Origin of the sequence: Methyloversatilis sp. (genome assembly GCF_965284615.1) — a bacterium.
GTDB lineage: Bacteria > Pseudomonadota > Gammaproteobacteria > Burkholderiales > Rhodocyclaceae > Methyloversatilis.
In genome coordinates, this window is record NZ_OZ260098.1 from 2,155,922 (window position 1) to 2,179,088 (window position 23,167).

The following is a 23,167-nucleotide window of genomic DNA, read 5'->3' on the forward strand; positions in this document are numbered from 1 at the left end:
GTGTTTCCTAAAAATGGATGTTTGTAGTAGCTTTACTTCGTAAATTAAGAAGTTAAAGGCAGCCATGCTCAACTACCGCCACCTCTATTACTTCTGGGTCGCCACCAAGGAGGGCGGCATCGCCCGTGCGGCCGAGCGGCTGGACATGGCGGTGCAGACGGTGAGCACACAGATCCGCGAACTGGAGCGCGCGCTCGGTCACGCGCTGTTCAAACCGTCCGGCCGCACGGTCGAACTGACCCCGGCCGGCAGCGCGGCGCTGCGTCTGGCGGAACAGATATTCCAGCTCGGCGAGCAACTGCCACTGGCGGTGCGCGAAGCGGCCCAGGCGCAGGGCGTGCGGCTGTCGGTGGGCATTTCCGACGGCCTGCCGAAACCAGCTGCGCGCCACCTGCTGGCGCCGGCCACCGACACCCCGGGTCTGCACCTGATCTGCGTCGAGGGCAATTTCGACGAATTGCTCGCCGATCTGGCCCTGCACAGGCTAGACGTGGTTCTGGCCGACCGACCGGCGCCGGTCAATCCGAATCTGCGGGTCTACAGTCACGCGGTCGGCGACGCGGCGCTGGCCTGGTACGCGCCGGCCGCGCTCGCGGCACAGGCCGGAGAAGGCTTTCCGGCCTGCCTCGACCGTATGCCGCTGCTGCTGCCGACACGTCACTCGGCAGTGCGCGCGCGCATCGACGACTGGTTCGAACGCAAGGGGCTGCATCCGCATGTCGCCGGCGAATTCGAGGACAGCGCGCTGCTCGCCACCTTCGGCGAAAGCGGCCTCGGGGCCTTTCCGGCGACCGAGTGGTCACACGAGGAGTTCACGCACCACCGCCAGTTGCAGCTGCTTGGCCGCTGTACCGAAGTGGTCGAACACTTCTACGCGATCTCCGCCGAACGACGTGTACAGCACCCGCTGGTGCAGAAGCTGCTCGCCGGCCATTGACGGCTCGATGCGCCGTGTCAGTGCGTCGTGACGGCGCCCCGTTCGGGCGCGGTGACGCCGACGATCCAGCCCTCGACCGGATCGATGTGCAGCGGCAGGCCGTAGCCGGCGTCGCGTCGCATCCATGCCCACGCGCCCTCGACCAGACAGAGCACGCAATCCAGCGTGTCGCCGGTACCGTCGGTGGTCATCGCTTCGAGCAGCGGCGCATCGTCACAGCAGAGCGGCACGCCCAGCGGATGCTGACCACGCAGCAGCGCTTCGGTCAGGAGCATCCGGTTGGCCAGGCGCTCGCGTGTCTGGCCGGCGGCGTTTTCGCTTTTGTACGAGCCGGCGACGATGCTGCGCGCCAGCCAGCCCGGATAGGCTTCCAGTGCGATGCGACGGGCGTCGCCACCGTGCATGCCGGGAATGTGGACACCGGCGTCGAGCAGCCGGCGCGCGCCCTCCTGGAACATCCATCCGACCGGTGGATTGACGAACTTGAGGGGGCTGTGCGACGCGGCAGGACGGTCGGTCACGCGGTGCGGATACTTCTGGCCTGCCGGGCGCTGCGCACGTTCGGCGTCGGCCAGGTTCTTGAATTCGCTGCGCGAAAGCGCCGCGACGGCCCGCACCATGCCGGCCCAGTCGGTCGGCCAGCCGTGCTCGAGCACTGATTCCCGCGGCAGCCCGAAAGGAAAGTCGAAAGCCCCGAGCCAGGGGCCCGGGCGATTCAGGAACGCCTCGAATCCGTCCCAGGACGGAAAGCGCTCGATGCCCTCGAGGACCAGTCCGCGCTCCGCCACCACCGTGCCGCGGGCGACGGTGATCGGCTTGCGGGCCGAGGGCGACGACGTGAAATCGATGCCGTACAGCGTGCTCATGGGCGCAGCATACGCCCGAAGGGTGAGATTCTGACTATCGACGGTCAGCGCCCATGCTGCGCCGCAGCGCGATCACCCCCAGGCCCGCGGCCAGCAGCAAGGCGGCTGACGGCTCCGGCACGGTGCTCGCGATCGACAGTGGAGGTACGCCAGCGCCGCTCGAACTCGGGCCGATGGCGACCGAAGCGTCGCCGTCTCGCCCCAGCTGGACGGAACCGCCCTGAGTAAAAGGCCGAGAGCCGGGCAGGCGGCCGCCGCCAGACAGCGTCAGCGTTGCGCCACCCGCTCCATTGACAGGAAGGGTGGGCAGTAGACCGGTTCCGGTCAATGACGACGGGTGGGCAGGTGACACGGGTTGCGGTGTCGCGGGGATGATGCCGAGAGCGCCGCTTGTCCGCAGTGTCGAATCGGAGTTGACGTCGATATGCGGCGCGACGAGCACGAGTTCGGGGGCTTCCAGGCTGGAGCGCAGCAGCGTCAGGCTGCCGGATGCTTCGAGCACGAGCTTGATCGGGTCCGTGACCACCGCGTCGCTGAGGGAGAAGTTGCCGGCGCACGACAGGTGACCATAGGTGTCGGACGAGATGCTCAGCTCGCCGCTGCAGGACACGTTTCCCGCGATGGATGTGGCGTGTGCGACTGGGCTGAGAAGAACTGTGCCAATCAGCAAAGCAGCGGCGAACGGCATGCGCATCGGATGAGTTCCTCGGGACGTCTGTCGGCAGGCGACGTTGTGTGTACCGTCATCTTTACGCATATGTCCTGTCGTCCGCCATCGTCCGAAGGGTCGATCGCGCCGATCGGGTGACGTGCTTTCTTGTTCTTGTGCTGCCGTTGAGCCACGCAGCCCGACGGGACTGCGTGGCTCACGTGATGCCGATCAGCCGCGGCGGCGGGCGGCGAAGCCGATCATGCCCAGGCCGGCCAGCAGCATGGCGTAGGTTTCGGGCTCCGGCACGGCCGCGGCGAAGGCGGTGACGCCCGGGCTGGCCACGGCACCGCTGAGCGACACGTAGGAACCTTCGACGTCGCCGACCGACGACAGCACCCACTGCGTTGCGTCGTTCGCGCCGAGCGCGGCTTCAGATGAGGCGCGGCCGCTGACGCCCTGGGTGCGCGGGCCACCGGCGGCGCTGTTGTCACCGTAGGCCAGGCGGTCAACCAGCGAACCCGAGGCGTCGAACAGATTCAGTTCGTCGGCGCGGCCGATGTTGTTGGTGTAGCCGCCCAGCACCTTGACGCTGGCGCCGAGGTTCCAGTCGAGACGGAAGGTGTCGGCTTCGATTTCGGTGATGACCACCGATTCGCCAGCACCGACCAGACCGAAGCCGCTCAGGTCGAACACGCCCGGCAGACGGCTGTCGTCGTCATAGCTCCAGCCGGTGAAGTCGATGGCGCTGCTGCCCAGGTTGGTGAATTCGATGAATTCGCCGCTGCCGCCCGAGTACATCCACTCGGTGATGCGGACTTCGGCGTGAGCCATTTGCGGTGCAAGGCCGGCAGCGATCAGCAGTGCGATGAGCTTGTTCATGTTGTGTTCTCCGTGGCGGGGTGTGAGGGGGATCAGAAGGACATGCGACGACGCGCGGTGGCACCGATCAGGCTGAGGCCCGCCAGCAGCAGCGCGGCCATCCCGGGTTCCGGCACCGGCGGGGTGGGCGCCAGCACATACAGACGCGGCGTTTCGCCGACGATGTAGATGACGCCATTGCCGTCGATGGTGACGCCTTCGGCATCGCCGGCGATGGCCGAGAAGTCGAAGCTGCTGAGGATCTGACCGCTGCGGCTCACTTCCATCAGGCGCGGCGTTTCCTGGCTGAACACCAGCAGGTTGTCCTGGTCGGTCGTGCCACGCAGTGACTGCACCGTGCTCAGCACCTGCACGCCGGACAGGTCCAGCGTGCCGAAGATCTGGGCGAACGGGTTGGCTGGCGGCACCAGTTCGGTCACTGTCGCGCCGCCGCTGGCGAAGTCGAGGGCCGCGTCATAGACGGCCTGCGGCACTTTCTCCTTCACCAGCACGAAGCGGCCGCTCAGCGGATCGTAGGAAATGTCTTCCAGACCGATGTTGCCGACGGTGGGACCGACCGACACGGAAGGCAGGTTATTGCGGCCGACCGCGCCGCCGGCCTGGTAGCTGAACAGGTAGACGTCCTGCAGACGTTCCTCGACGATGGCGAACTGGCCGTTGCCCACATAGGTGAGGCCTTCGGTGTCGTCGAAGCCGAACAGGTTCATCGAACCGATCAGCTGGCCCTGCTTGTTCACCTCGACCACGTAGTCGCCTTCGTCGCCGACCACGAACAACGTGTCGCTGTCCCAGTTCCAGGTGACGGCTGAGGCTTCGGACGCGCGTGCAGCAGGCAGATCGTAGGTGGCGACCAGGCTGTAGTTCGCCAGATCCAGGCTCGTGATCTGTGCCTGCGCCGGCGCGACGAAGGCGAGGGCCAGTGCGGCTGCGCCCAGTGTGAATTTCATGTTGCGGCTCCGTGAAGGTGTTTTCAGCCGCAACCTTGCGTGGCGAGCATTGCGCGCGCATGACGAGCGATAGTCCGTCCGGACTACGCACACCGAAGGCTGCCGAACGGGGTGTCGTCCTCCGGGAGGTGCCGGCCGCGCGGTGGAACCGGCCCGGCTCGTCGGCGAGCGATGGTATCTTTGGGCCATGAGTGCACCGCCCGACGACACCTTCCTGCGCGAGCACAGCGCATTGCTGGCCGACAGCTTTCACCGCGTGACCGGACAACTGCTGCCGTCCGATCCGCACACGCTGTATCACGCGCCGTTCGCGCTGGTGTCGCACGGCACGGAGACCGATCCGGTGTTCAACTACGCCAATGCGTTCGCGCAGCAACTGTTCGGCTACGACTGGGCCACCTTCGTCACGCTGCCGTCGCGTCTGTCGGCGCGCGCGCCTGAGCGCGACGAACGTGCGCGTCTGCTCGATCTGGTGACACGACAGGGCTATATCGCCGACTACTGCGGCATCCGCGTGCGCAGCGACGGCACGCTGTTCCGCATCAGTCGTGCGACGGTGTGGAACGTGATCGACGCCGACGGCGTGCTGCGCGGTCAGGCGGCGATGTTTTCCGATATTGAGGAATTGCAATGAGCAGCACGCACCCGCTGATCGAGGCGCTGGTCGCGCGTGTCGAGCGCTGGACCCAGACCCGGCGCGACCTGCACGCCCATCCGGAACTGGCCTTCGAGGAAAATCGCACCGCCGACGTGGTCGCCCGCACCTTGCGCGCGGCCGGCATCGAAGTGCATGAAGGCATCGGTCGTACCGGGGTGGTCGGTGTGCTGCGCAACGGCTCGGGCCGCGGCGCAATCGGCCTGCGCGCCGACATGGACGCGCTGCCGATGACCGAGCAGAACACCTTCGCTCATCGCTCGACGCATCCGGGGCGCATGCACGGCTGCGGCCACGACGGGCATACCGCGATGCTGCTGGCGGCGGCGGAGTATCTGGCCGAGACGCGCGGATTCGACGGCACCGTGTACTTCATCTTCCAGCCGGCGGAGGAGGGCATGGGCGGCGCGCCGGCGATGATTGCCGACGGGCTGTTCGAGCGCTTCCCGATGCAGGCGGTGTTCGGCCTGCACAACTGGCCCGGCCTGCCGGTCGGCCAGATGGCCGTACATACCGGGCCGGCGATGGCCTGCAGCGATTCGATCGACATCACGATAGACGGGCGCGGCGCACACGCGGCGATGCCGCATCTGGGCGCCGACCCGGTGCTCGCCGGCGCGGCCATCGTACAGTCGCTGCAGTCCATCGTGTCGCGCAATGTGCCGCCGGTCGAATGCGGCGTGGTCAGCATCACCCAGTTCAATGCCGGCGAGGCCTACAACGTGATCCCGCAGTCGGCGACGCTGCGCGGCACGGCGCGCGCCTTCACGCCGGAAGTGCGTGACCAGCTGGAAGCCGGCATCGCGCGCGTGGTGCAGGGCGTAGCCTCCGCGCACGGCGTCACCGCATCGGCGGCCTACCGTCGGGGTTACCCGCCGACCCTCAACAGCGAAAGCGAGGCCGCCTTCTGCGCGACGGTCGCGCGGGAAGTGTTCGGCGACGGCAGTGTGCATACGAACTACCCGCCCAGCATGGGTGCCGAGGACTTCGCCTACATGCTGCAGGAGAAGCCCGGCTGCTACGTCTGGCTGGGCAACGGTGGTGGACCGGACGCGGCCTCCGACCCGGCGCACGCCGAAGGCGGCGGCTGCATGCTGCACAACCCGCGTTACGACTTCAACGACGGCATCATTCCGCTGGGCGTCGCCTACTGGACGCGGCTGGTCGAGCGCTGGCTGGAAGGCTGACGCCGGGAACCCCGTGGGAGCGGTCCTCTGACCGCGACTGCGCGATCGTTGGCCGCCGGCTTCGATTCGGGCGGCAATCGCGAGCAAGCTCGCTCCCACAAGAACCCGCTCCGATGACGGGCGGGAGCAGCTCTTGTGGGAGCGACCTCTGGTCGCGATACGGCAGGCGCAGGCCGCCGGCCTCGATTCAGGTTGCAGTCGCGAGCAAGCTCGCTCCTGTGAAACGCTGGCTCCACCTGCCGATCACGCACTGCGCAAACCAAGCCAGCGCGCAACCAGTATGGCGCTGACCGGCATCAGCACGGCAATGCCAACCACGGTCAGCAGCAAGGGCGTCAGGTCGCTGTAGTTGGCGGCGGTCATCACTGCGCCTGTGGCCGGGTCCTTCACTTCGCGCGACAGCACGTAGATCTGGTTCAGGTATTTGGTGCCGAGCTGGCTGGCCGACAGCGCCAGATTGGTGAAGGAGGCCATCACCGCGAAGAAGGTCGCCTTCAGATGGGCCGGCGCCGAATTGGCGATCCAGGCCAGCATCGGAATCATCGAAATCTGCCCCAGCGGCGATTCCAGCGCCGTATCGATCACCGCGATGAAGCGTGCGTTGACCACGCCGCCGGTCATGCGGGCCGTCCATTCGTGCAGGCCCAGACTCATGCCCAGCGTCGGCATCGACAGGATGAAACCTGCCGCGGTAAGCCAGCCGACCACATAGGTGATCGAGCGTTCGGCCATGAAGCGGCGGAACATGAACATGCCGATCAGCGTCAGCGTGGAGCCGATCAGCGACAGCACCGAAAAGAAGGCCTGATCGAAGCCGAGCACGTCTATGGTCCACCAAGACACGCCGGGGCCGGTGCCGGGCGTGGCACGGAACATGAAGATGACCAGCGCGGTGCCGATCAGCGTATTGCGCGCACTGGCGTCAAGCTCGCGGGTGAGCCGGGTCATCAGGAAGGCGATGATGGTGAAGGAGCCGAGGAAGATGATTTCCTGGTTCCACTTGAGGTCGGACAGACCCATGCCCAGCGTGAACACGACGAACACCAGACTGCCGCCGAGGATCCACCAGTTCGGATCGGTGTGGCTGTCGGGGTCGCGCAGCAGCGCGGCGGCCTCGGCGCGCGACAACCCGCGCGCCATGTGGGCCGCGATGGCGCCGCGCTTGAGCCAGGCGGCGAAGGCCACGCCGGCGACGGAAATGGCGGGAATGGTCAGTGCCATCAGGTAGACGTCGCGGTAGATCAGTACCTTCTGCGCCTCCGGCAGCTTCTCGGTGCCGGCGAACACGTAAAGATTGATCAGCGCCACCAGCACGCTGCCGCCGATGATGGCCACACGGCCGAGCGTCTGCATCGTGGTGTGCATCAGCTTCAGTCTGGCCGGCGGCACCGGCGCGCCGTTCTCGTTGACATGCGGTACGGCTTCCACCGTCATCGCATCCGCCACCGCGTCCTGCAGCACGTAGCCGATCGGGCTCAGCAGCGCGCTGATGACGAACCAGGTATTGACCGGCAGCACCGCCGCCATCGCCTCGCGCTCGGCGATCAGGCCGGCCATGATGAGCAGGCTGGCGGCGATCAGGCCGGCGCCGAGGTAGATGAGCAGGCTCTTGAAGCGCCACAGCAGATCGACCAGATGGCCCATCGGCATCTTCAGCGCCCACGGAATACCGACCCAGAAGCCCAGCATGGCCAGGAATTCGGCCGACAGCCCGAGGTAGTCCTTGACGAAGAAGGTGCCGACGATGCCGGTCAGGCCCTGGATGCCTGCGGCCATGTAGACCATCAGCGGCGGCAGGTAGGAGAGGCGCATCTCGCGCCCGAGGGACAGGATGTTCAGATCGATCCAGCGCAGAAGTCGGGATGTCATGGTCTGTTCTTGTTGTGGCGATCGCGCCTGTGACCGGCAAGGATAGGGGGAATTCCGTGTGCCGTGGCGAAAGCGCCGGCGGAAAGCCGGTATGCTTGCGCGCTGACTGCCCACCTACGCCAGGAGCCCAGAAGTGCGTCTTTTCGGCCGCGACGACGACCGCGCAGTGCTGCAGCCGCTGCGCCAGATCAAGCTCTTCGCGTCGCTGACCGCACGCGAACTGAAGGTGGTGCAGGCCCTGCGGCACGAACGCCAGTATCTGGCCGGCGAAATCGTGTTCGACGAGGGCGACGAGGGGCAGGCGATCTATGCCGTGGTCGAGGGCGAGGTCGAAATCCTGCGCGCCGACGGCAACCGCCAGCAGCGGCTGGCGCTGCTCGGCAGCGGCGAGGTGTTCGGCGAACTGGCGCTGCTCGATCAGGCGCCGCGCGCGGCGCAGGCGAGGGCGCACAGCGACTGCCGGCTGGTGGTGTTTTTCCGCGCCGACTTCATGAGCCTGCTGGAAACCCATCCCAAGATCGCCTCCAAGATCGCCTTGGCGCTGGCACGCCATCTGGGCGGCCGGCTGCGTCAGGCCAATGCCGGCGCCCGCCAGGAAGGGCATCTGTGAGGCGGCTGCAGCCCTCGGGCGCCGGACCCGTGGCGTGGTGCGGCATCCTGCTGGCCACCACGCTGGCGCTCTATCTGTTCCAGCACGTGCTGTGGCTGGTGCTGCCCTTCCTGTTCGGGCTGATCGCCTACTACTTTCTCTACCCGCCGATGCAGCGGCTGATGTTCGCCGGCTTTTCGCAGGCGGCAGCGGCCAACATCACGGTCGGCGTGTTCGCACTGCTGCTGGTCGTCTGTTTCGTGCTGGTGCTGCCCTGGTTTGCCGCGCACGCGGTCAGCGTGCAGGACACCGGGCAGCGCTATCTGCAGGGCGGGCTGGCCTTGCTCGACGACACGCTGCGCGCGCTCGAAGCCCGTTCGCGCTTCATGCGCGACGCGCACGTGGCGGATGCCGTGTCGTCGCACATTGCCGCGGCGGGGGAGGGCTTTGCCGAGGAACGCCTGCCGGCGCTGATGCTGGGCATCGCCGCCTGGCTACCGTCCTTCCTGCTGGCGCCTTTCCTCGCCTACTTCTTCCTGCGCGACGGCCGGCGCTTCCAGCGTTTCCTCGCACGTGCGGTGCCGAACGCCTTCTTCGAGCGCACGCTGCACCTGCTGTATGAGGTCGACCGCACCACGCGTGCCTACTTCCAGGGTCTGATCAAGCTCACCGTGCTCGACGCCGCCTGTCTGGCCGTCGGCCTGTGGCTGATCGGGCTGTCGTCGCCGCTGATGCTGGCGCTGATCACCGCAGTGCTGGCCTGGGTGCCTTATGTCGGCTCGATACTTGGCTGCGCGGTAGTGGTGATGGTGGCGGCGACCGATTTTCCGGGCTCGCCGTCGGTCGCCTATGCGGCGGTCGGTCTGTTCGTCTGCGTCCGTCTGCTCGACGATTTCGTGTTCATGCCGCTGACCATAGGCCGCAGCCTGAAGATGCATCCGCTGGTGACGGTGCTGATGATTTTCGTCGGCGGCGCGGTGGCCGGCGTCGCCGGTCTGCTGCTGGTGCTGCCGGTGCTGGGCGTCGTGATGGTGATCGGCGAAACGGTGAGCATTGTCGCTTCCGATCCTCGACTGCACGCCCGGCACGCCCACGCGCGCCGGTTGCGCCTGCAGTCGGTCACGCGCGACCTGGGCTGACGATATCAGCCCTCGCGATTGCGCATGTGGTCGGCGAGGTCTTCGATGGCACTCAGCAACTGGGCGTTGGCTTCGTCAGGCGGCAGCACCTCGTCCATCGCCATGCGCATGCACATGAGCCACTGGTCGCGCTCGGCCTCGCCGATGGTGAAGGGCAGGTGACGGGCGCGCAGGCGCGGGTGACCGTAGGCCTGCACGAACAGCTGCGGGCCGCCGAGCCAGCCCGACAGATACATGAACAGTTTCTGGTTGGAGCCGGACAGGTCGGCCGGATGCAGCTTGCGGATGCCGTAGGCCTCCGGCAGCGTGTCCATCAGCTCGTAGAAGCGGTCAACGAGACGACGGATGGTCGGCTCGCCGCCGATGTGTTCGTAGAAGGTGGTGGCAGTCTGGGTCATGGCGTGGCGTTTCTGCGTCGAGGCGTGATTTTATCGCGTTGCGGGACGGCTACATCGCGTGGACGGCGGTCGTTTTTCGCAGGGACGTCATCGCGGCCGGCATAGAATCGCGGCGCTGCGCGTCGCCTACATGACCCGAGCCGAACCGAGGACTGCCATGAAAACCCTGCTTTTCTACGACAACGTGGTCGTGCTGAACCGCGACACCCACCGCGACCTGCGCCTGAAGCCTCAGGACAACCTGAAGTTCGCGGCGGAAACCAATTGCGTCCCGCTGGCCCTGGTCGAGTTCGGCGACGTCGCCCGCGAATACCCCATCGTGTTCGCCCGCCTGCCCGGCGGCCTGGTACCGGTCGCGCTGCTCGGCCTGCGCGACGCTGAAAACCTCTATGTCACGCCGGAAGGCAAATGGGACGCACGCTACGTACCGGCCTTCGTGCGCCGCTACCCCTTCGTCGCGGTGCAGGACAACAACGCGCCGGACAAACTTCTGGTGTGCATGGACGACAAGTTCCCCGGCTTCAACACCGAAGAGGGCGAACGCCTGTTCGACGAGAACGGTGCCGAAACCGATTTCCTGAAGAATGCGCTCGCCTTCGTGCAGGGCTATCAGAACGAGGCGCAGCGTACCGCCGAGTTCTGCCGTGAGGTCGAGCAGCTCGGCCTGCTCAACGAGATGAGTGCGATGGCCGAGCTCAACGACGGTCGCAAGTTCCGCCTCGACGGCCTGTGGGTGATCGACGAAGCCAAGCTGCAGGCACTTTCGGCGGCAGCGGCCGTCGATCTGTTCCGTCGTGGCTGGATGGGGCTGGTCTATGCGCAACTGCTGTCTCTCGGCCACCTGCGCATCCTGCTCGACCGCACCGCAGCGCGCGGCGCGGCCGACGCGCCGGCGACCGCCGAGGCGGCAGAAGCGACCAAGCACTAGCTTTTCGCGCTTGCCGCGTTTGCCGCGTTTGCCGTCACCGGCAGGGTCAGGCGGGCGATCAGCCCACCGCCCTCGCGCGGCAGCAGGTCGAAGCGCCCGCCGTGCGCGCGCATCGTGCGCTCAACGATGGCCAGCCCCAGCCCGGCGCCGCTCTGGCCGGTGCGAGCGTTGTCGAGCCGGGTGAACGGGCGCTTCAGCCGCTCGACATGCTCAGGCGGAATACCTGGTCCGCGGTCGCTCACGTCTATCCTGACCTCGTTGCCATCCAGACTGCAGTTCAGCTCTATCGGCTGGTCTTCGCCGGCGTGGCGCAGCGCATTGTCGATCAGGTTGTTCAGGCAGCGGCGGATCGCCAGCGGGCGAAAGCGCATTGCCGGCAGCGGATCGATGTGGCCGGTACTGACCGGCTTGTCGTGGCGCGCGTAGGCTTGCGCCGCTTCCAGCACCAGACTGGCCAGATCGCCGTCGATCGGCTCCTCGCCGGTGGTGATGCGCGCGAAATCGAGGAACTGGCCGATGATCTTGTCCATGTCGTCGATGTCGGCGCTCATGTCGCGCACGGTTTCGGGGTCCAGCCCCGCCAGTTCCATGTCGAGCCGCAGACGGGTCAGCGGCGTGCGCAGATCGTGTGAGATGCCGGCCAGGATCAGTGCGCGCTCGTCCTCGTTGCGGGCGATGTCGTCCGCCATCTGGTTGAAGGCGTGCGCCACTTCGGCCAATTCCTCGGCGCCGCATTCGGCCAGCGGGGCAGGGCGCTCGCCGCGCCCGATGGCCCGTGCGGCGCGCTTCATCGCCGCCAGCGGCCGCGTTACCCGCTGCACGATCAGATAGGCGCCGCCCAGCGCGAGCAGCAGGGCAGCCGTGCCCCAGCCGATCACCTCCAGCGCCAGCGGGCGTTCGATGCGGTTGCGCGGCAGCATGAGCCAGTAGTCGTCAACGCCTTCTTCGTCGGCAATGCTGAAGCTGACGAACAGTCCGCTCTGCAGACCCTTGGTGACGACGATGCGCGTGCGCGGATCGAGCCGCTTGCGCAGTTCCTGTTCGATGGCGAGCAGCGTGCTGTCGCCCTTGACCGGCTGGAAGCCTGGAATGTCGCCGTCGGGATAGATGCGCAGGCCCTCGCGCATCGACAGTTCGGTGAGCAGTTCGAGCCGGCGCTGCGGATCGGCGCTGACCAGCGAGGCGCGGGTCAGGTTGATCACGCTGATGACGATCTGCGCCGCCTGCTGAGCGCGCGGCCCCTGTTCAAGCCAGCTGTAGATGCCGGACCAGGCCAGCACCGACGCGGTGAGCAGACCGGCCAGCAGCAGGAAGGTGCGCGCAAGCAGCGAACGCGGCAGCAGCGTGAAGCGACGCAGCGGGCGACTCAGATTCTGTCCGGTCCAGCGCGTCAGGCTGCCGCGCCGACGTGCCCGCTTTACCACTTCGGCGCGTGCCCGGGGCGGGCGTCAGCCATGGCGGGTGCCGTCAGGCACGAACACGTAACCGAAGCCCCATACCGTCTGCAGATACCGCGGCTTGGCCGGATCGTCCTCGACCAGCTTGCGCAGACGCGACATCTGCACGTCGATCGAGCGGTCGAAGGCGTCGTACTCACGGCCGCGCGCCAGTTCCATCAGCTTGTCGCGCGACAGCGGCACGCGCGGCGATTCGAGCAGTACGCGCAGCAGCGAGAACTCGCCCGTCGTCAGCACCTGCTCCTGTCCGTTGCGGGTGAGCGTACGTGCGGCCAGATTGACCTCGACCTGGCCGAAGCGCACCACACGTTCGTCCAGAGTCGGCGCGCCCGGCGGCGGTTTCGGCGCCTGACGGCGCAGTACCGCGTTGATGCGGGCGACCAGTTCCCGCGGGTTGAAGGGCTTGGGCAGGTAGTCGTCGGCGCCCATTTCGAGGCCGACGATGCGATCGACCTCGTCACCCTTGGCGGTCAGCATGACCACCGGAATCGTGTTGTCCTGAGCGCGCAGCCGTCGGCAGATGGCCAGTCCGTCCTCGCCCGGCAGCATCAGGTCGAGCACCATCAGGTCGTAAAGCTCGCGGGCCAGCGCGCGGTCCATCTGCGTGCTGTCGGCTACCGCCTTGACCGTGAAGCCCTGTTCGCCGAGGTAGCGTTCGAGTAGCGCGCGCAGGCGGGCGTCGTCATCGACGACGAGTATCTTGCGTTTTTTTTCTTCCATGGACCGATGCTACCCGAGCGCATTGGCGCAATTCAATTGCGCCGTGAGCGGATGTAACGCATCGAGAAGGTCGTTACCCGCGCTTACAAAGCCCTGCCGCCGCCACACATAAGGCTTACAGCCGCTGCACAGCATGGAGTCCAAGGTAATTGACGCAGGGCTTCAGGGGGGACAACGGGGTGAGCAAACGCAGACTGATGGGCATTGCAGTGCTTTGCGCTGTACCGGCCTTCGTCATGGCAGCGGTTGTGCCAGCTGTACAGACGCCGTCGGAAGGGGTGGGGCCGGCCGTTCAGGCAGCCGCCCCCGCGATCGACAGACCGGAGACGGCTGGCGACAGTGTTGCGGATTCGCACCTGCTGCTGCAGTACGCGCTACACCGCTCCAGTCGCTACCTCTACAATCCGGGCGACGGCGCACAGTTGGCTGGCGCGGCCGGCCTTCTGGAGACTGTTGAACACTAGCGATTTGAGGAGCGTAATCGGATGAAGTGTGCTGACCTTGCCGGCTCGCGACTGTACGGCATCCTTGCCGGGTCCTGTGTGGGTGCGGTGTTGTTCGCATCGGCACCGGCATTGGCAGGCCCGGGTGAAGCGGGCGCGCGTCGGGATTTCGTCGAGCCGCAGCGCTTCGAGCGCGTGATTCCGGCGGGGGCGACGCTGCAGCCGATGCGCCGTTTCGACGAGGAAGCCAGCCCGGTCCGGCGTCTCGACTTCGGCGACCAGCGCGGAAACCGGATGACGCCTGAAGAACGTCGCCAGTTGCGACGCGACATCCGCGATGCGGCCCGCGAGCTCTACCGCGACGCACCTCGGCCGTGAACGGCTTCGGCCTCCCGCTTCGCTTTTCCCAGTTTCGCCCGTTGTCCGCTACAGCAGTTTTCGGCCCACACCTCCTCTCCGTGGGTTGCCGCGCAGCGGCATTGCGACCTGCCCCCAGGGGCAGGTCTTTTGTTTTCGGGAGCCTGAATGGACCGTAGGCATTTTCTGCTGACCGCCGGAAGCGCCTCGCTGGCGCTGGCCAGCGAACTTCGCGCAAGCGAACCTGCGCCCGCTCCACGACTTCTGTTCCTGATCGATCTGGTCGGCGGCAACGACGCGCTGAATACGCTGGCACCGCACGCCGACCCCGCCTACTACCGCGCCCGTCCGACCATTGCACTCGACCGGCGCACGGTGCTGCCGATCGCACCGGGTCAGGCCCTGCATCCGTCACTGCGTCCGCTGATGCCGTTGTGGGATGCCGGCGAGCTTGCGCTGGTGCAGGGCGTGGGCTGTACCGGCGGCAGCGTGTCGCACCATCGTGCGACCGAAATTCTCGACAGCGCCCTGCTCGAAGACGCGCCGCTGCAGACCGGCTGGCTGGCGCGCTGCCTGTCGCTGCATGACGGCGTCCGCCACGCGGCGACGCAGGCCTTGACGGTGTCGTCCGACCTGCCGGGACCTGTACACGGCTTGCCGCGGTGCCGCCGACTGGCCGACGAGTATCCGGAGAATGTTGCCGGGCGCTTCGGCTTTCCGCAGGACATGCTCGGATGCGCCCTGGCGCAGGCCTGCGCCGAACTGCTGTCGGGCTCGGATGCCGCGGTGGTGCGGGTGGCCCTCGATGGCTTCGATACGCACGAGAACCAGCCTTCGGCCCACGCCCCTTTGCTGGCTTCGCTCGCCGCGTCTATGACGGCGCTGCGCAGCGCACTGAGCGCGATGGGGCGCTGGCGCGATACGCTGGTCCTCACGCGCAGCGAGTTCGGGCGACTGGCGCACGAAAATCTGAGCGCCGGCACCGACCACGGCAATGCCGGCATCCAGCTGCTCACCGGCGGTCGCGTCGTCGGCGGACTGCATGGCCGCGCATTGAGCTTCGATGTGCTCGATGAACGCGGCGCCTTCGTGCCGGCGGTCGATTTCAGGTCGGTCTATGCATCGATCGCGCGCGACTGGCTCGGTGTAAGCCCGGTTGCCGCCTTGGCGACGACGCCGCCGCTGCACGGATTGCTGCACGCCTGAGGCGCGATCAGACGGCGCGGGCGGTCGGCTTGTGCCGGTCGTAGCCGTGCTTCTGCGCAACGCGGTTGTACTGGATGTGCGCGTCGATCACGCGGCGCTCGCGCGGGGCGAGCGTGAACACGTCGATCAGGATATTGCGCGCGTCCTCGGCCAAAGCGTCGTCCCAGTGCGGGTCGAGCTGTCTGATCAGTTCGGCCAGTCGAGCCAGTTCGGCGTCAACGTGGTCGAGGTCGGGGCCGGCTGCGCTTTCCTCGGCCAGATTTGCCGCGGCCGCCTGAGCCCGCTCGCGGGCCGAGCGCGCGTTCTGGCGTTTCAGGCGGTTCGATACCGTACCGCCGGCGGCTTCGATCTTGTTGACCAGACCGGCTGCGGCTTCCTCGTTGTTGGTGGCGAAACAGGCTTCGGCCAGTTCGCTGGTCGCCAGCGTGTCCGGTTTGCTGAGGCGCGCGTGCGTCTGCAGCGCACGGTTGATCGCTTCGCGCGCGCCGCCCTCGTCGCCGCGCTGCGACAGCATGCGCGCCTCGACCACGTCCGACAGCACTGCCGCCGTTTCGCTGCCGCCGAGCAGACCGCGCATCGTTTCGAAGCGGGCATTCAGTTCCTCAGCCGCGTCGGGCAGTTCGATCAGGCTCTTGATCAGCGTCAGATGGTCCTCGGCGCTGGCCAGTGACGTCCCCTCGGTCCGCTCGACCACGCGGCGCATCACGCTTGCCGCGCGCTCGACTTCACCGGACTCGAGACAGATCTCGCCGATGCTGCGCAGCCGGCGGAGATTGTCCGGCGCGATCGAGTCAGCGCGCTCGTAATAGGTACGCGCCTGTTCGAGTTCGCCATTGCGTTCGTGCAGTTCGCCGAGGAAGTCGTACACGCCCATGAACTCGGGAAATTCCTCGTTGATCTCGGCCGCGTGGCGTGCGGCTTCCGCCACGTCGCCACGTTCGCGCAGCACCATCGCATAACCGATGCGCGCCCAGGGCACGGTGTTGCGGGCCATCACCGCCTTGTAGATCTCGGTGGCTTCGTCGAGGCGACCCAGGGCGATCAAGGCTTCGGCCCGGATGCGCAGCGCGTCCATCGAGTAGCGTGGCTGATTGGCGAGCACCTTGTCGCACTCTTCTATCAGTGCTTCGAGATTGCGCGCCGCCATCTGTTCGTAGATCGACTTCAGCGCGTGCTTCTTTTCGACCGCCTTGACCAGACGTTCGCCGAGCTGACCGGACGTGAAGGGCTTGAGCAGGTAGTCGTCGGGGGCAAATTCTGCGGCCGCGACGACGCGCTTGCGGACGCGCTCTCCGGTCACGATCATGAAGACGGAGGACAGCGGCAGGATGTCGTTCAGTCGCAATTCTTCGAGCACCCGCAATCCGTCCTGCTTCTCACCGAAGTTGTAGTCACACAGCACGACGTCGGGCGTAGCTGCCGAGCATTGCCGCAGCAGGTCGGCCGAGCTGCCGGCCATGCCCACGTGCTTGACGCCCGCCTGCGACAGCTGCGTGCGCACCCAGGTACGCACGACCTGATTCGCGTCGGCGATGACCACGCGCATCTTGTCGAGGACTTCGGTCGGCAGGAACATGAGGTGTGACGGACTCCGGACTCTGGGGCACAGTCATGTGTAACGGCGGTACCCGCGGCGAACTTGAAGTATCCGCCCGCGCCGCAGGCAACAGAAGCCCCTACAATTCGCCTTTGCCCCCAGTTGCTGCACTGCATGAAGCTGCTTGCTCTCGAAACGTCCGCTGAAATCGCCTCCGTCGCGCTGCGCCTCGATGACCGCATGTTGTCGAGGGAGGGCGGAACACCGGGCACGCACGCGCAGTTCATCCTCGGCTGGGTGGGCGAACTGCTGGACGAGGCAGGCCTGACGCTGAACCAGCTCGATGCGATCGCATTCAGCGCCGGCCCGGGCAGTTTCACCGGCCTGCGGCTGGCCGTGTCGGTGGCGCAAGGACTGGCGCTCGGCGCCGGGCTGCCGCTGGTGTCGGTGCCGACGCTCGATGCGCTCGCGCTGGGACGGGGTGACGGGCTGCATCTGTGTTGCGTCGATGCGCGCATGAGCGAGGTCTATAGCGTGGCCTGCGAGGTGCGGGGCGGGCAGGTCGAGGCGCGCACCGACATCCGGGTCGGACCACCCGACAGCCTGCCGCCACCGCCGGATGGCCCGGCGCACTGGAACGGTTGCGGCAGCGGTTTCGCACTGGCGCCGCTTGCTCAACTGGCGTGGACGGCGGATCTCGCCTCGATCGATGCCACCGCCGCGGTGCATGCGCGCGATATCGCCCGGCTCGGGGCGATCCGGCTGGCCGCGGGCTTGTCCGTCGATGCAGCGCTGGCGGCGCCGCTGTACGTGCGCGACAAGGTGGCGCAGACCACGGCCGAACGACTGGCCGCGGGAGGCCGCGCTTGATGGCGGCGGCGGGCGTCAGCTTCGGTACGGTTACGTCGTTCGCGCCGATGCGCGACGAAGACCTCGACGAGGTGGCGCGTATCGAGCGCACGCTGTTCGATTTCCCATGGACGCGCGTCAATTTCGCCGACTCCCTGAGCGCCGGCTACTGCTGCCGCGTCATGTGGCAGGGGCGTTCGATGGCGGGCTACGCGGTCATGATGTGCGTGCTCGACGAGGCCCATTTGCTGAATCTCAGCGTGGCACGCGAATATCAGTGCCACGGGCTCGGTCGGCGACTGCTCGCTCACCTTGGCCGCGAGGCGATGAACCATGGTGCGGCACGCATGTTTCTCGAAGTCAGGCCGTCCAACGTGGCCGCGCGTGCGTTGTACGAGCGCACCGGCTTTCAGCCGATAGGGCGGCGCCCACGCTATTACCCGGCGCTGGACGGTCGTGAGGATGCCATCGTGATGAGCGCAGAACTGGACGACACATGGATGCAATGAGGTCACCGCGATGAGCCGCCGCGATTCGATGCTGCGCGAAATGGGCATCGCACCGCTGTGGCGCGATCGCGCTTCGCCGTCGCCGCAGCTGACCGCGGTGGAGGCACTGCCGAACGCTCAGGCACCGGTCGAGGCGCCGCCGCCAGCCGCTCCGGTGCGCGTTGACGCTGCACCCGCGCGACCTGTCACGCCCTTGGTGACGCCGGTCGCCGCACCGTCCGCCAGTGTGTCGGCCGAGGGGCTGGGTTGGGACGAACTGGAACAGCGCATCCGCGCCTGCCAGGCCTGCCGCCTGAGCGAGCGTCGCACGCAGGCGGTGCCCGGCGTGGGCGACCGCGAAGCCGACTGGCTGTTCGTCGGCGAGGGGCCGGGCGCGGAAGAGGACGCGCGCGGCGAGCCCTTCGTTGGCCAGGCTGGCAAGCTGCTCGATGCGATGCTGGCCTCACTCGGGCTGGCGCGCGGCCACAAGGTCTACATCGCCAACGCGGTGAAATGCCGGCCGCCCGGCAATCGCACACCCGAGGCGGACGAGATCGCGACCTGTCACCCTTATCTGGATCGCCAGATCGAACTGATCCGGCCGCGCATCATTGTCGCGCTCGGCCGGCCTGCCGCACAGACACTGCTCGGCGGCGAGATCAAGATTGCCGCTGCGCGTGGCCGTCTGTTCGAGCGCAAGGGCGTGCCGGTGGTGGTGACCTACCATCCGGCCTATCTGCTGCGTAACCCGCAGGACAAGGCGCGGGCCTGGGAGGATCTGTGCTTCGCGCGTGCCAGCGTCGTCTGACAGCGTCGGTATCAGGCCGGCGCTAGCATCGCGCCACTTTCATCCGGAGTCCCCACGTGTATACCCTTAGACACTTCGCAATCGCCCTCAGTCTGACCGCGTTTGCAGCGCCGATTCTTGCCCAGCCGCCAGCCCATGCGCCGGCGCACGGCTGGCGCAAGAAGAACGATCCGCACTACGTCGGTTATACCGGCTACAAGTGGAACGACGACTACGGTATCCGCTCCGGCCGTTGCAACCGCGAAGCGGTCGGCGCAGCACTTGGCGGGACGGTGGGTGGTCTGGTCGGCTCGGCGGTATCGGACCGGGACAGCCGCCTCGTTGCCATCGTCCTCGGCACCACGATAGGCGCGCTGATCGGTGCCCGCATCGGTCGTGACCTCGACGAGGCGGACCGCGCCTGCATCGGTCACGCACTCGAACTGGCCGACAACGGCAAGCCGGTGCGCTGGCTGTCGGAAGGCGTCAGTTACACGCTGACGCCGGGCAAGGCAAGCGGGGAGGGCTGTCGCAGCTACACGCTGCGCGGCGAGGCAAACGGTCGCAGCGATACGTCGAAAGGGACGGCCTGTCGTCGTGACGACGGTGCCTGGGTGCCGCGCGGCTGACCGAGGTGCAGCGGACGGCGACGCTCAGTGGATCGCGCCGTCGTCCAGTTGCGCGACGTCGTCGTGCCGTCGTTGATTCGCGTGGTGCCATTTGCGCACCGCGTACATGGTCGCCGCGACGAACGCGCCGAACAGGATCATGACGATATAGACCGACAGGCCGGCCGCCAGCAGGGCGGCGTAAAGCCCGGTCATGATCAGGATGGACAGGTTTTCGTTGAAGTTCTGCACGGCGATCGAATTGCCGGCACCCATCAGCATGTGACCGCGGTGCTGCAGCAGCGCATTCATCGGCACCACGAAGAAACCCGCACAGGCGCCGATCAGCACCAGCAGCGGTACCGCCAGCCAAAGATTGCTCACCAGCACCATCAGCGGCACCAGTACGCCCATCGCGATACCGAGCGGAATCACCCGCACCGAGGCGCGGAGGGAAATGCGGCGCGCCGCCATCACCGCGCCGATGGCAATGCCCACCGCCACCACGCCCTGCAGCTTGGATGCCTGGGACAGACCCATGCCGAGTGCGCGGTCGGCCCAGTCGATCACGATGAACTGCAGCGTGGCGCCCGCTCCCCAGAACAGCGTGGTGACCGCCAGCGAAATCTGCCCCAGCTTGTCCCGCCACAGACCGGTGAAACAGCGGCTGAAGTTGACGAGCAGTGCGACCGGGCTGGCGTGGAGCGGCTTCATCGGTACGCCGGTGTCCGGAATGTAGAGGTTGAAGAATGCTGCAAGTGCGTACAGTCCGCCGACGATGATCAGACTGACCTCTACCGTGGTGTCCAGACCGGTGTCGATCAGCGGCAGGTCAATGGCAAGCAGGCGCGCGCTCAGTGACGGATCGATCAGCAGACCGCCCATCAGCACGCCGAGGATGATGGCGCCGACCGTCAGGCCTTCGATCCAGCCGTTGGCGACGACCAGCAGACGGTGCGGCAGGTACTCGGTCAGGATGCCGTACTTGGCCGGCGAATAGGCGGCCGCGCCAAGCCCGACGACGGCGTAGGCGAACAGCGGGTGCACCCAGCCGAACATCAGCGCACAGCCGCCCACCTTGATCATGTTGCTGATGAACATGACCCGCCGCTTTGGCATCGAGTCGGCGAAGGCGCCGACGAACGCGGCCAGCGCCACATAGGAAATGGTGAAGAACAGCTTGAGCAGCGGAATCTGCCAGCCCGGCGCCTGCATGTCCTTCAGCAGATAGATGGCAACGACCAGCAGGGCATTGTCGGCGAGCGCAGAGAAGAACTGCGCCGCCATGATGATGTAGAAGCCGAAAGGCATCGAACGTCTGCAGCCGGATCGGGCCGCCGGCCGGGCGAAAAAAGTGCGCCTTTATACCATGAACCCCTTGACGCCTTTGCCGCCCCCGCGCTTCGTGTCACAAAGCGTATCCTGTCGCGCCGCAACACGATTTCGGCATCCGTAGCGCTGCTGTCGCTTCGCGTCCACTGACGCATTTTGGTTTACCCGCCGACCCCGACTTGGTCTATAACCACGAGGGCAGGCGTCACTTATATAGAGGGAAAAATGCCCGATAGAAGGCTGGAAGTCTTTCACGCAGCAGCGAGCCAGATGTCGTTCACGCGCGCGGCGGAACTGTTGCAGATGACCCAGCCTGCGGTCACTTTCCAGATCAAGCAGCTGGAGGAGCATTTCGGCACCCGGCTGTTCGAGCGCGCCCACGGCCGCGTGTCGCTGACGCCCGAAGGCGTCAAGGTGAAGGACTACGCCGACCGTATCCTCGACCTCTTCGCCAATCTCGAGAACGAACTGCAGGCGATGGCCACCGACCTGCGCGGCCACCTGCTGATCGGCGCCACGCCCACCGTCGCCGAATACCATCTGCCGCCGGTGCTGGCCGAATTCCGCATCGCCCATCCGAACGTGGTGCCGCGCCTGACCGTCGACAACCCTGATGTGATCGAGGACATGGTGGACCAGCGCGTGCTCGACATCGGTATCGTCGAAGGCCTTGGGCGCGGCGGCTCGCAGGTGATGGTCGAACCCTGTGCCGAGGACGAGCTGGTGGTCGTCTGTTCGCCCGACTTCCCGCTCGCCAAGCTGAAGGAAGTGACGCCCGAACACCTGCTGCTGCACCCCTGTGCCGGGCGCGACGCGGGCAGCGTACGTGCGCTGCTCGAGAACTACCTGTCGCGCGGCGGCGTCGATCCGGCCAAGCTGCCACTGGCGTTCGAGCTGGACCGCCTGTCCTCGGTCAAGGGCGTGCTCGAGCGCGGACTGGCCTACGCCATCCTGTCGCAGGCCGCCATCCGCCACGAAACCAGTCTCGGACTGCTGGTGGCGGTGCCGCTGCGCCCGCGGCTGGTACGGCACATGACGCTGCTGTACCCGTCGGAACGCTTCCGTACTTATATGGCGAAACAGTTCGGCGAGTTCGCGGCAACCCGGCTGTCGCAGCGCCGATAGTACAATCCGGGGCTTCGCAGCTCGCAGTTCCCGCCGAACGCCCCTCATGTCGCGCCCGCACTACACCGAACCCTTTCCGCTTTTCCGTCCCATCCACGCCTGCATCGATTTCGATGCGCTGCGCCACAACTACCTGCGTACGCGCGAACTTGCCGGCGGCGCCAAGATGTGGGCCGTGATCAAGGCCAACGCCTACGGTCACGGCATCATGCGCATCGCGCGCGGCCTGGCGACGCTGGCCGACGGCTTCGCGCTGCTCGACCTCGAGGACGCCGTCCGCCTGCGCGAAGCGGGCATCGTGCAGCCCATCCTGCTGCTCGAAGGTTTCTTCGGCGCCAAGGACCTGCCGGAGATCGCGGCGCGCAAGTTGTCCACCGTGGTGCACACGCTGGAGCAACTCGACTGGCTCGAATCGGCGCAACTGCCGACCGGCGCGCGCATTCCGCTCTTTCTGAAGGTCAACACCGGCATGAACCGGCTCGGCATTACGCCGGCCCAGGTGCCGGCCGCGCTGGCGCGCCTGCGCGCCTGGCCGCACGCGGGGCAGATCGGCCTGATGACCCATTTTGCCGACGCCGACGGCGAGCGCGGTGTCGATGCCCAGTTCGCGCGTTTCGCACCGCTGGCCGCCCAGTTCGACGGTCCGGTGTCGATGGCAAACTCCGCCGCCTTGCTGCGCTTCCCGCAGACGCACGCCGACTGGGTGCGCCCCGGCATCCTGCTGTACGGCGCCAGTCCGGCCACGGCCCACGCCACGGCAGCCGACATCGGCCTGAAGCCGGTCATGCGCTTCGAGGCGCGGGTCATCGCGGTGCAGCACCTGCAACCGGGCGATCGTGTCGGCTACGGCGGCATGTTCACGGCCGAGCGTTTGATGCGCGTCGGCACCGTGGCCTGCGGCTACGCCGACGGCTACCCGCGTCACGCGCCGAGCGGCACGCCGGTGGCGGTCGATGGTGTGCGCAGCCGGCTGGTCGGCCGGGTGTCGATGGACATGATCGCCGTCAACCTGACCGACATCCCGCAAGCCGGCCTCGGCAGCGTGGTCGAACTGTGGGGCGAGCACGTATCGCTGGACGAAGTCGCCCTGCGCGCGGGCACCGTCAATTACGAGCTGGTGTGCGCGCTGGCCCTGCGCGTGCCGGCGGTCGAGATCGGTACGGCCGAACTGAACGAGCCGCAGCCGACCGTCGCGCTCGCCCGCTGACCTCG

At 66.9% G+C, this 23,167-nt stretch carries 24 protein-coding genes; 14 read left to right on the plus strand and 10 right to left on the minus strand.

Going from position 1 to position 23,167, the window contains the following annotated elements:
* The first annotated feature begins 64 nt into the window (after nucleotides 1-64).
* Nucleotides 65-937, plus strand: a complete 873-nt coding sequence (locus tag ACQ66H_RS10300) for a LysR family transcriptional regulator (RefSeq protein ID WP_430433941.1) — start codon at nucleotides 65-67, stop codon at nucleotides 935-937.
* A 17-nt stretch (nucleotides 938-954) separates the two neighbouring features.
* On the opposite strand, the gene ACQ66H_RS10305 is transcribed toward ACQ66H_RS10300, so the two are convergent.
* From ACQ66H_RS10305 to ACQ66H_RS10320, 4 genes are all read right to left on the minus strand, one after another.
* Entirely contained in the window at nucleotides 955-1,803 is an 849-nt protein-coding gene (locus tag ACQ66H_RS10305) for a DUF429 domain-containing protein (protein WP_430433942.1), read from the minus strand.
* Between the two features lie 34 nt (nucleotides 1,804-1,837).
* Nucleotides 1,838-2,497: a PEP-CTERM sorting domain-containing protein gene (locus ACQ66H_RS10310; protein WP_430433943.1), complete on the minus strand. Its 660-nt coding sequence runs from the start codon at nucleotides 2,495-2,497 to the stop codon at nucleotides 1,838-1,840.
* Nucleotides 2,498-2,683: 186 nt separating this feature from the next.
* Nucleotides 2,684-3,334 carry an FxDxF family PEP-CTERM protein gene (locus ACQ66H_RS10315; protein WP_430433944.1) on the minus strand — a complete coding sequence of 217 codons (651 nt, stop codon included), beginning with the start codon at nucleotides 3,332-3,334 and terminating at the stop codon, nucleotides 2,684-2,686.
* Between the two features lie 32 nt (nucleotides 3,335-3,366).
* On the minus strand, nucleotides 3,367-4,281 hold the full coding sequence (locus ACQ66H_RS10320; RefSeq protein WP_430433945.1) for an SdiA-regulated domain-containing protein: 915 nt from the start codon (nucleotides 4,279-4,281) through the stop codon (nucleotides 3,367-3,369).
* Nucleotides 4,282-4,468: 187 nt separating this feature from the next.
* On the opposite strand from ACQ66H_RS10320, the gene ACQ66H_RS10325 reads away from it, so the two are divergent.
* A complete protein-coding gene (locus ACQ66H_RS10325; RefSeq protein ID WP_430433946.1) occupies nucleotides 4,469-4,915 on the plus strand; it encodes an MEKHLA domain-containing protein in 447 nt (148 codons plus the stop codon).
* On the plus strand, nucleotides 4,912-6,123 hold the full coding sequence (locus ACQ66H_RS10330; protein WP_430433947.1) for a M20 aminoacylase family protein: 1,212 nt from the start codon (nucleotides 4,912-4,914) through the stop codon (nucleotides 6,121-6,123). The genes ACQ66H_RS10325 and ACQ66H_RS10330 overlap by 4 nt, the downstream gene beginning before the upstream one ends.
* A 243-nt stretch (nucleotides 6,124-6,366) precedes the next feature.
* On the opposite strand, the gene ACQ66H_RS10335 is transcribed toward ACQ66H_RS10330, so the two are convergent.
* The gene (locus ACQ66H_RS10335) at nucleotides 6,367-7,992 is read right to left on the minus strand and encodes a hypothetical protein (RefSeq protein WP_430433948.1); all 1,626 of its coding nucleotides are present in this window, start codon (nucleotides 7,990-7,992) and stop codon (nucleotides 6,367-6,369) included.
* 133 nt (nucleotides 7,993-8,125) lie between these two features.
* Between ACQ66H_RS10335 and ACQ66H_RS10340 the strand changes: the two genes are divergently transcribed.
* Both ACQ66H_RS10340 and ACQ66H_RS10345 read left to right on the plus strand, forming a co-directional pair.
* The gene (locus tag ACQ66H_RS10340) at nucleotides 8,126-8,602 is read left to right on the plus strand and encodes a cyclic nucleotide-binding domain-containing protein (RefSeq protein ID WP_430433949.1); all 477 of its coding nucleotides are present in this window, start codon (nucleotides 8,126-8,128) and stop codon (nucleotides 8,600-8,602) included.
* Nucleotides 8,599-9,720 (plus strand): AI-2E family transporter, encoded by a 1,122-nt coding sequence (locus tag ACQ66H_RS10345; protein WP_430433950.1) that lies wholly within the window; start codon nucleotides 8,599-8,601, stop codon nucleotides 9,718-9,720. Before ACQ66H_RS10340 ends, ACQ66H_RS10345 begins: the two co-directional genes overlap by 4 nt.
* Nucleotides 9,721-9,725: 5 nt before the next feature.
* Here ACQ66H_RS10345 and ACQ66H_RS10350 read toward each other — a convergent pair whose 3' ends face one another.
* A complete protein-coding gene (locus ACQ66H_RS10350) occupies nucleotides 9,726-10,118 on the minus strand; it encodes a group II truncated hemoglobin (protein WP_019918310.1) in 393 nt (130 codons plus the stop codon).
* Nucleotides 10,119-10,275: 157 nt separating this feature from the next.
* Between ACQ66H_RS10350 and ACQ66H_RS10355 the strand changes: the two genes are divergently transcribed.
* Entirely contained in the window at nucleotides 10,276-11,046 is a 771-nt protein-coding gene (locus ACQ66H_RS10355; protein WP_304025987.1) for a SapC family protein, read from the plus strand.
* Here ACQ66H_RS10355 and ACQ66H_RS10360 read toward each other — a convergent pair.
* Nucleotides 11,043-12,470, minus strand: coding sequence for an ATP-binding protein (locus tag ACQ66H_RS10360; protein WP_430433951.1), 1,428 nt, complete (start codon nucleotides 12,468-12,470; stop codon nucleotides 11,043-11,045). The two genes, ACQ66H_RS10355 and ACQ66H_RS10360, sit on opposite strands and share 4 nt — an antisense overlap.
* Nucleotides 12,471-12,494: 24 nt before the next feature.
* Nucleotides 12,495-13,223, minus strand: coding sequence for a two-component system response regulator OmpR (gene ompR, locus ACQ66H_RS10365; RefSeq protein WP_019918306.1), 729 nt, complete (start codon nucleotides 13,221-13,223; stop codon nucleotides 12,495-12,497).
* Nucleotides 13,224-13,708: 485 nt separating this feature from the next.
* On the opposite strand from ompR, the gene ACQ66H_RS10370 reads away from it, so the two are divergent.
* Both ACQ66H_RS10370 and ACQ66H_RS10375 read left to right on the plus strand, forming a co-directional pair.
* Nucleotides 13,709-14,044, plus strand: a complete 336-nt coding sequence (locus tag ACQ66H_RS10370; RefSeq protein WP_425762031.1) for a hypothetical protein — start codon at nucleotides 13,709-13,711, stop codon at nucleotides 14,042-14,044.
* Nucleotides 14,045-14,191: 147 nt separating this feature from the next.
* A complete protein-coding gene (locus tag ACQ66H_RS10375; RefSeq protein WP_430433952.1) occupies nucleotides 14,192-15,229 on the plus strand; it encodes a DUF1501 domain-containing protein in 1,038 nt (345 codons plus the stop codon).
* Between the two features lie 7 nt (nucleotides 15,230-15,236).
* Here ACQ66H_RS10375 and ACQ66H_RS10380 read toward each other — a convergent pair whose 3' ends face one another.
* A complete protein-coding gene (locus tag ACQ66H_RS10380; protein WP_430433953.1) occupies nucleotides 15,237-16,805 on the minus strand; it encodes a response regulator in 1,569 nt (522 codons plus the stop codon).
* A 135-nt stretch (nucleotides 16,806-16,940) separates the two neighbouring features.
* Here ACQ66H_RS10380 and tsaB point away from each other — a divergent pair, with 135 nt between their 5' ends.
* Genes tsaB through ACQ66H_RS10400 form a run of 4 tightly spaced genes read left to right on the plus strand, consistent with a single transcriptional unit; the run spans nucleotide 16,941 to nucleotide 19,519 of the window.
* The gene (tsaB, locus tag ACQ66H_RS10385; protein ID WP_430433954.1) at nucleotides 16,941-17,636 is read left to right on the plus strand and encodes a tRNA (adenosine(37)-N6)-threonylcarbamoyltransferase complex dimerization subunit type 1 TsaB; all 696 of its coding nucleotides are present in this window, start codon (nucleotides 16,941-16,943) and stop codon (nucleotides 17,634-17,636) included.
* A 47-nt stretch (nucleotides 17,637-17,683) separates the two neighbouring features.
* A complete protein-coding gene (gene rimI / locus ACQ66H_RS10390; RefSeq protein ID WP_430433955.1) occupies nucleotides 17,684-18,124 on the plus strand; it encodes a ribosomal protein S18-alanine N-acetyltransferase in 441 nt (146 codons plus the stop codon).
* 10 nt (nucleotides 18,125-18,134) lie between these two features.
* A complete protein-coding gene (locus ACQ66H_RS10395; RefSeq protein WP_430433956.1) occupies nucleotides 18,135-18,911 on the plus strand; it encodes a uracil-DNA glycosylase in 777 nt (258 codons plus the stop codon).
* A 56-nt stretch (nucleotides 18,912-18,967) separates the two neighbouring features.
* Nucleotides 18,968-19,519: a glycine zipper domain-containing protein gene (locus tag ACQ66H_RS10400; protein ID WP_430433957.1), complete on the plus strand. Its 552-nt coding sequence runs from the start codon at nucleotides 18,968-18,970 to the stop codon at nucleotides 19,517-19,519.
* A gap of 24 nt (nucleotides 19,520-19,543) precedes the next feature.
* On the opposite strand, the gene lplT is transcribed toward ACQ66H_RS10400, so the two are convergent.
* The gene (gene lplT, locus ACQ66H_RS10405; RefSeq protein WP_430433958.1) at nucleotides 19,544-20,809 is read right to left on the minus strand and encodes a lysophospholipid transporter LplT; all 1,266 of its coding nucleotides are present in this window, start codon (nucleotides 20,807-20,809) and stop codon (nucleotides 19,544-19,546) included.
* Between the two features lie 246 nt (nucleotides 20,810-21,055).
* Here lplT and ACQ66H_RS10410 point away from each other — a divergent pair, with 246 nt between their 5' ends.
* Complete coding sequence (locus ACQ66H_RS10410; protein ID WP_304003641.1) at nucleotides 21,056-21,955, plus strand: LysR family transcriptional regulator; 900 nt, start codon at nucleotides 21,056-21,058, stop codon at nucleotides 21,953-21,955.
* Between the two features lie 46 nt (nucleotides 21,956-22,001).
* A complete protein-coding gene (gene alr / locus ACQ66H_RS10415) occupies nucleotides 22,002-23,162 on the plus strand; it encodes an alanine racemase (protein ID WP_430433959.1) in 1,161 nt (386 codons plus the stop codon).
* The last annotated feature ends 5 nt before the right edge of the window (nucleotides 23,163-23,167 follow it).

Excerpts from the sequence above, each read along its gene's own strand:
- alr (WP_430433959.1), top strand. The coding sequence starts at position 22,002 with ATGTCGCGCCCGCACTACACCGAACCCTTTCCGCTTTTCCGTCCCATC.
- ACQ66H_RS10355 (WP_304025987.1), top strand. The coding sequence starts at position 10,276 with ATGAAAACCCTGCTTTTCTACGACAACGTGGTCGTGCTGAACCGCGAC.
- ACQ66H_RS10370 (WP_425762031.1), top strand. The coding sequence starts at position 13,709 with ATGAAGTGTGCTGACCTTGCCGGCTCGCGACTGTACGGCATCCTTGCC.
- ACQ66H_RS10305 (WP_430433942.1), bottom strand. The coding sequence starts at position 1,803 with ATGAGCACGCTGTACGGCATCGATTTCACGTCGTCGCCCTCGGCCCGC.
- ACQ66H_RS10395 (WP_430433956.1), top strand. The coding sequence starts at position 18,135 with ATGAGCCGCCGCGATTCGATGCTGCGCGAAATGGGCATCGCACCGCTG.
- tsaB (WP_430433954.1), top strand. The coding sequence starts at position 16,941 with ATGAAGCTGCTTGCTCTCGAAACGTCCGCTGAAATCGCCTCCGTCGCG.
- rimI (WP_430433955.1), top strand. The coding sequence starts at position 17,684 with ATGCGCGACGAAGACCTCGACGAGGTGGCGCGTATCGAGCGCACGCTG.
- ACQ66H_RS10330 (WP_430433947.1), top strand. The coding sequence starts at position 4,912 with ATGAGCAGCACGCACCCGCTGATCGAGGCGCTGGTCGCGCGTGTCGAG.
- ACQ66H_RS10310 (WP_430433943.1), bottom strand. The coding sequence starts at position 2,497 with ATGCGCATGCCGTTCGCCGCTGCTTTGCTGATTGGCACAGTTCTTCTC.
- ACQ66H_RS10380 (WP_430433953.1), bottom strand. The coding sequence starts at position 16,805 with ATGTTCCTGCCGACCGAAGTCCTCGACAAGATGCGCGTGGTCATCGCC.
- ACQ66H_RS10325 (WP_430433946.1), top strand. The coding sequence starts at position 4,469 with ATGAGTGCACCGCCCGACGACACCTTCCTGCGCGAGCACAGCGCATTG.
- ACQ66H_RS10375 (WP_430433952.1), top strand. The coding sequence starts at position 14,192 with ATGGACCGTAGGCATTTTCTGCTGACCGCCGGAAGCGCCTCGCTGGCG.
- ompR (WP_019918306.1), bottom strand. The coding sequence starts at position 13,223 with ATGGAAGAAAAAAAACGCAAGATACTCGTCGTCGATGACGACGCCCGC.
- ACQ66H_RS10320 (WP_430433945.1), bottom strand. The coding sequence starts at position 4,281 with ATGAAATTCACACTGGGCGCAGCCGCACTGGCCCTCGCCTTCGTCGCG.
- lplT (WP_430433958.1), bottom strand. The coding sequence starts at position 20,809 with ATGCCTTTCGGCTTCTACATCATCATGGCGGCGCAGTTCTTCTCTGCG.
- ACQ66H_RS10335 (WP_430433948.1), bottom strand. The coding sequence starts at position 7,992 with ATGACATCCCGACTTCTGCGCTGGATCGATCTGAACATCCTGTCCCTC.
- ACQ66H_RS10350 (WP_019918310.1), bottom strand. The coding sequence starts at position 10,118 with ATGACCCAGACTGCCACCACCTTCTACGAACACATCGGCGGCGAGCCG.
- ACQ66H_RS10315 (WP_430433944.1), bottom strand. The coding sequence starts at position 3,334 with ATGAACAAGCTCATCGCACTGCTGATCGCTGCCGGCCTTGCACCGCAA.
- ACQ66H_RS10410 (WP_304003641.1), top strand. The coding sequence starts at position 21,056 with ATGCCCGATAGAAGGCTGGAAGTCTTTCACGCAGCAGCGAGCCAGATG.
- ACQ66H_RS10300 (WP_430433941.1), top strand. The coding sequence starts at position 65 with ATGCTCAACTACCGCCACCTCTATTACTTCTGGGTCGCCACCAAGGAG.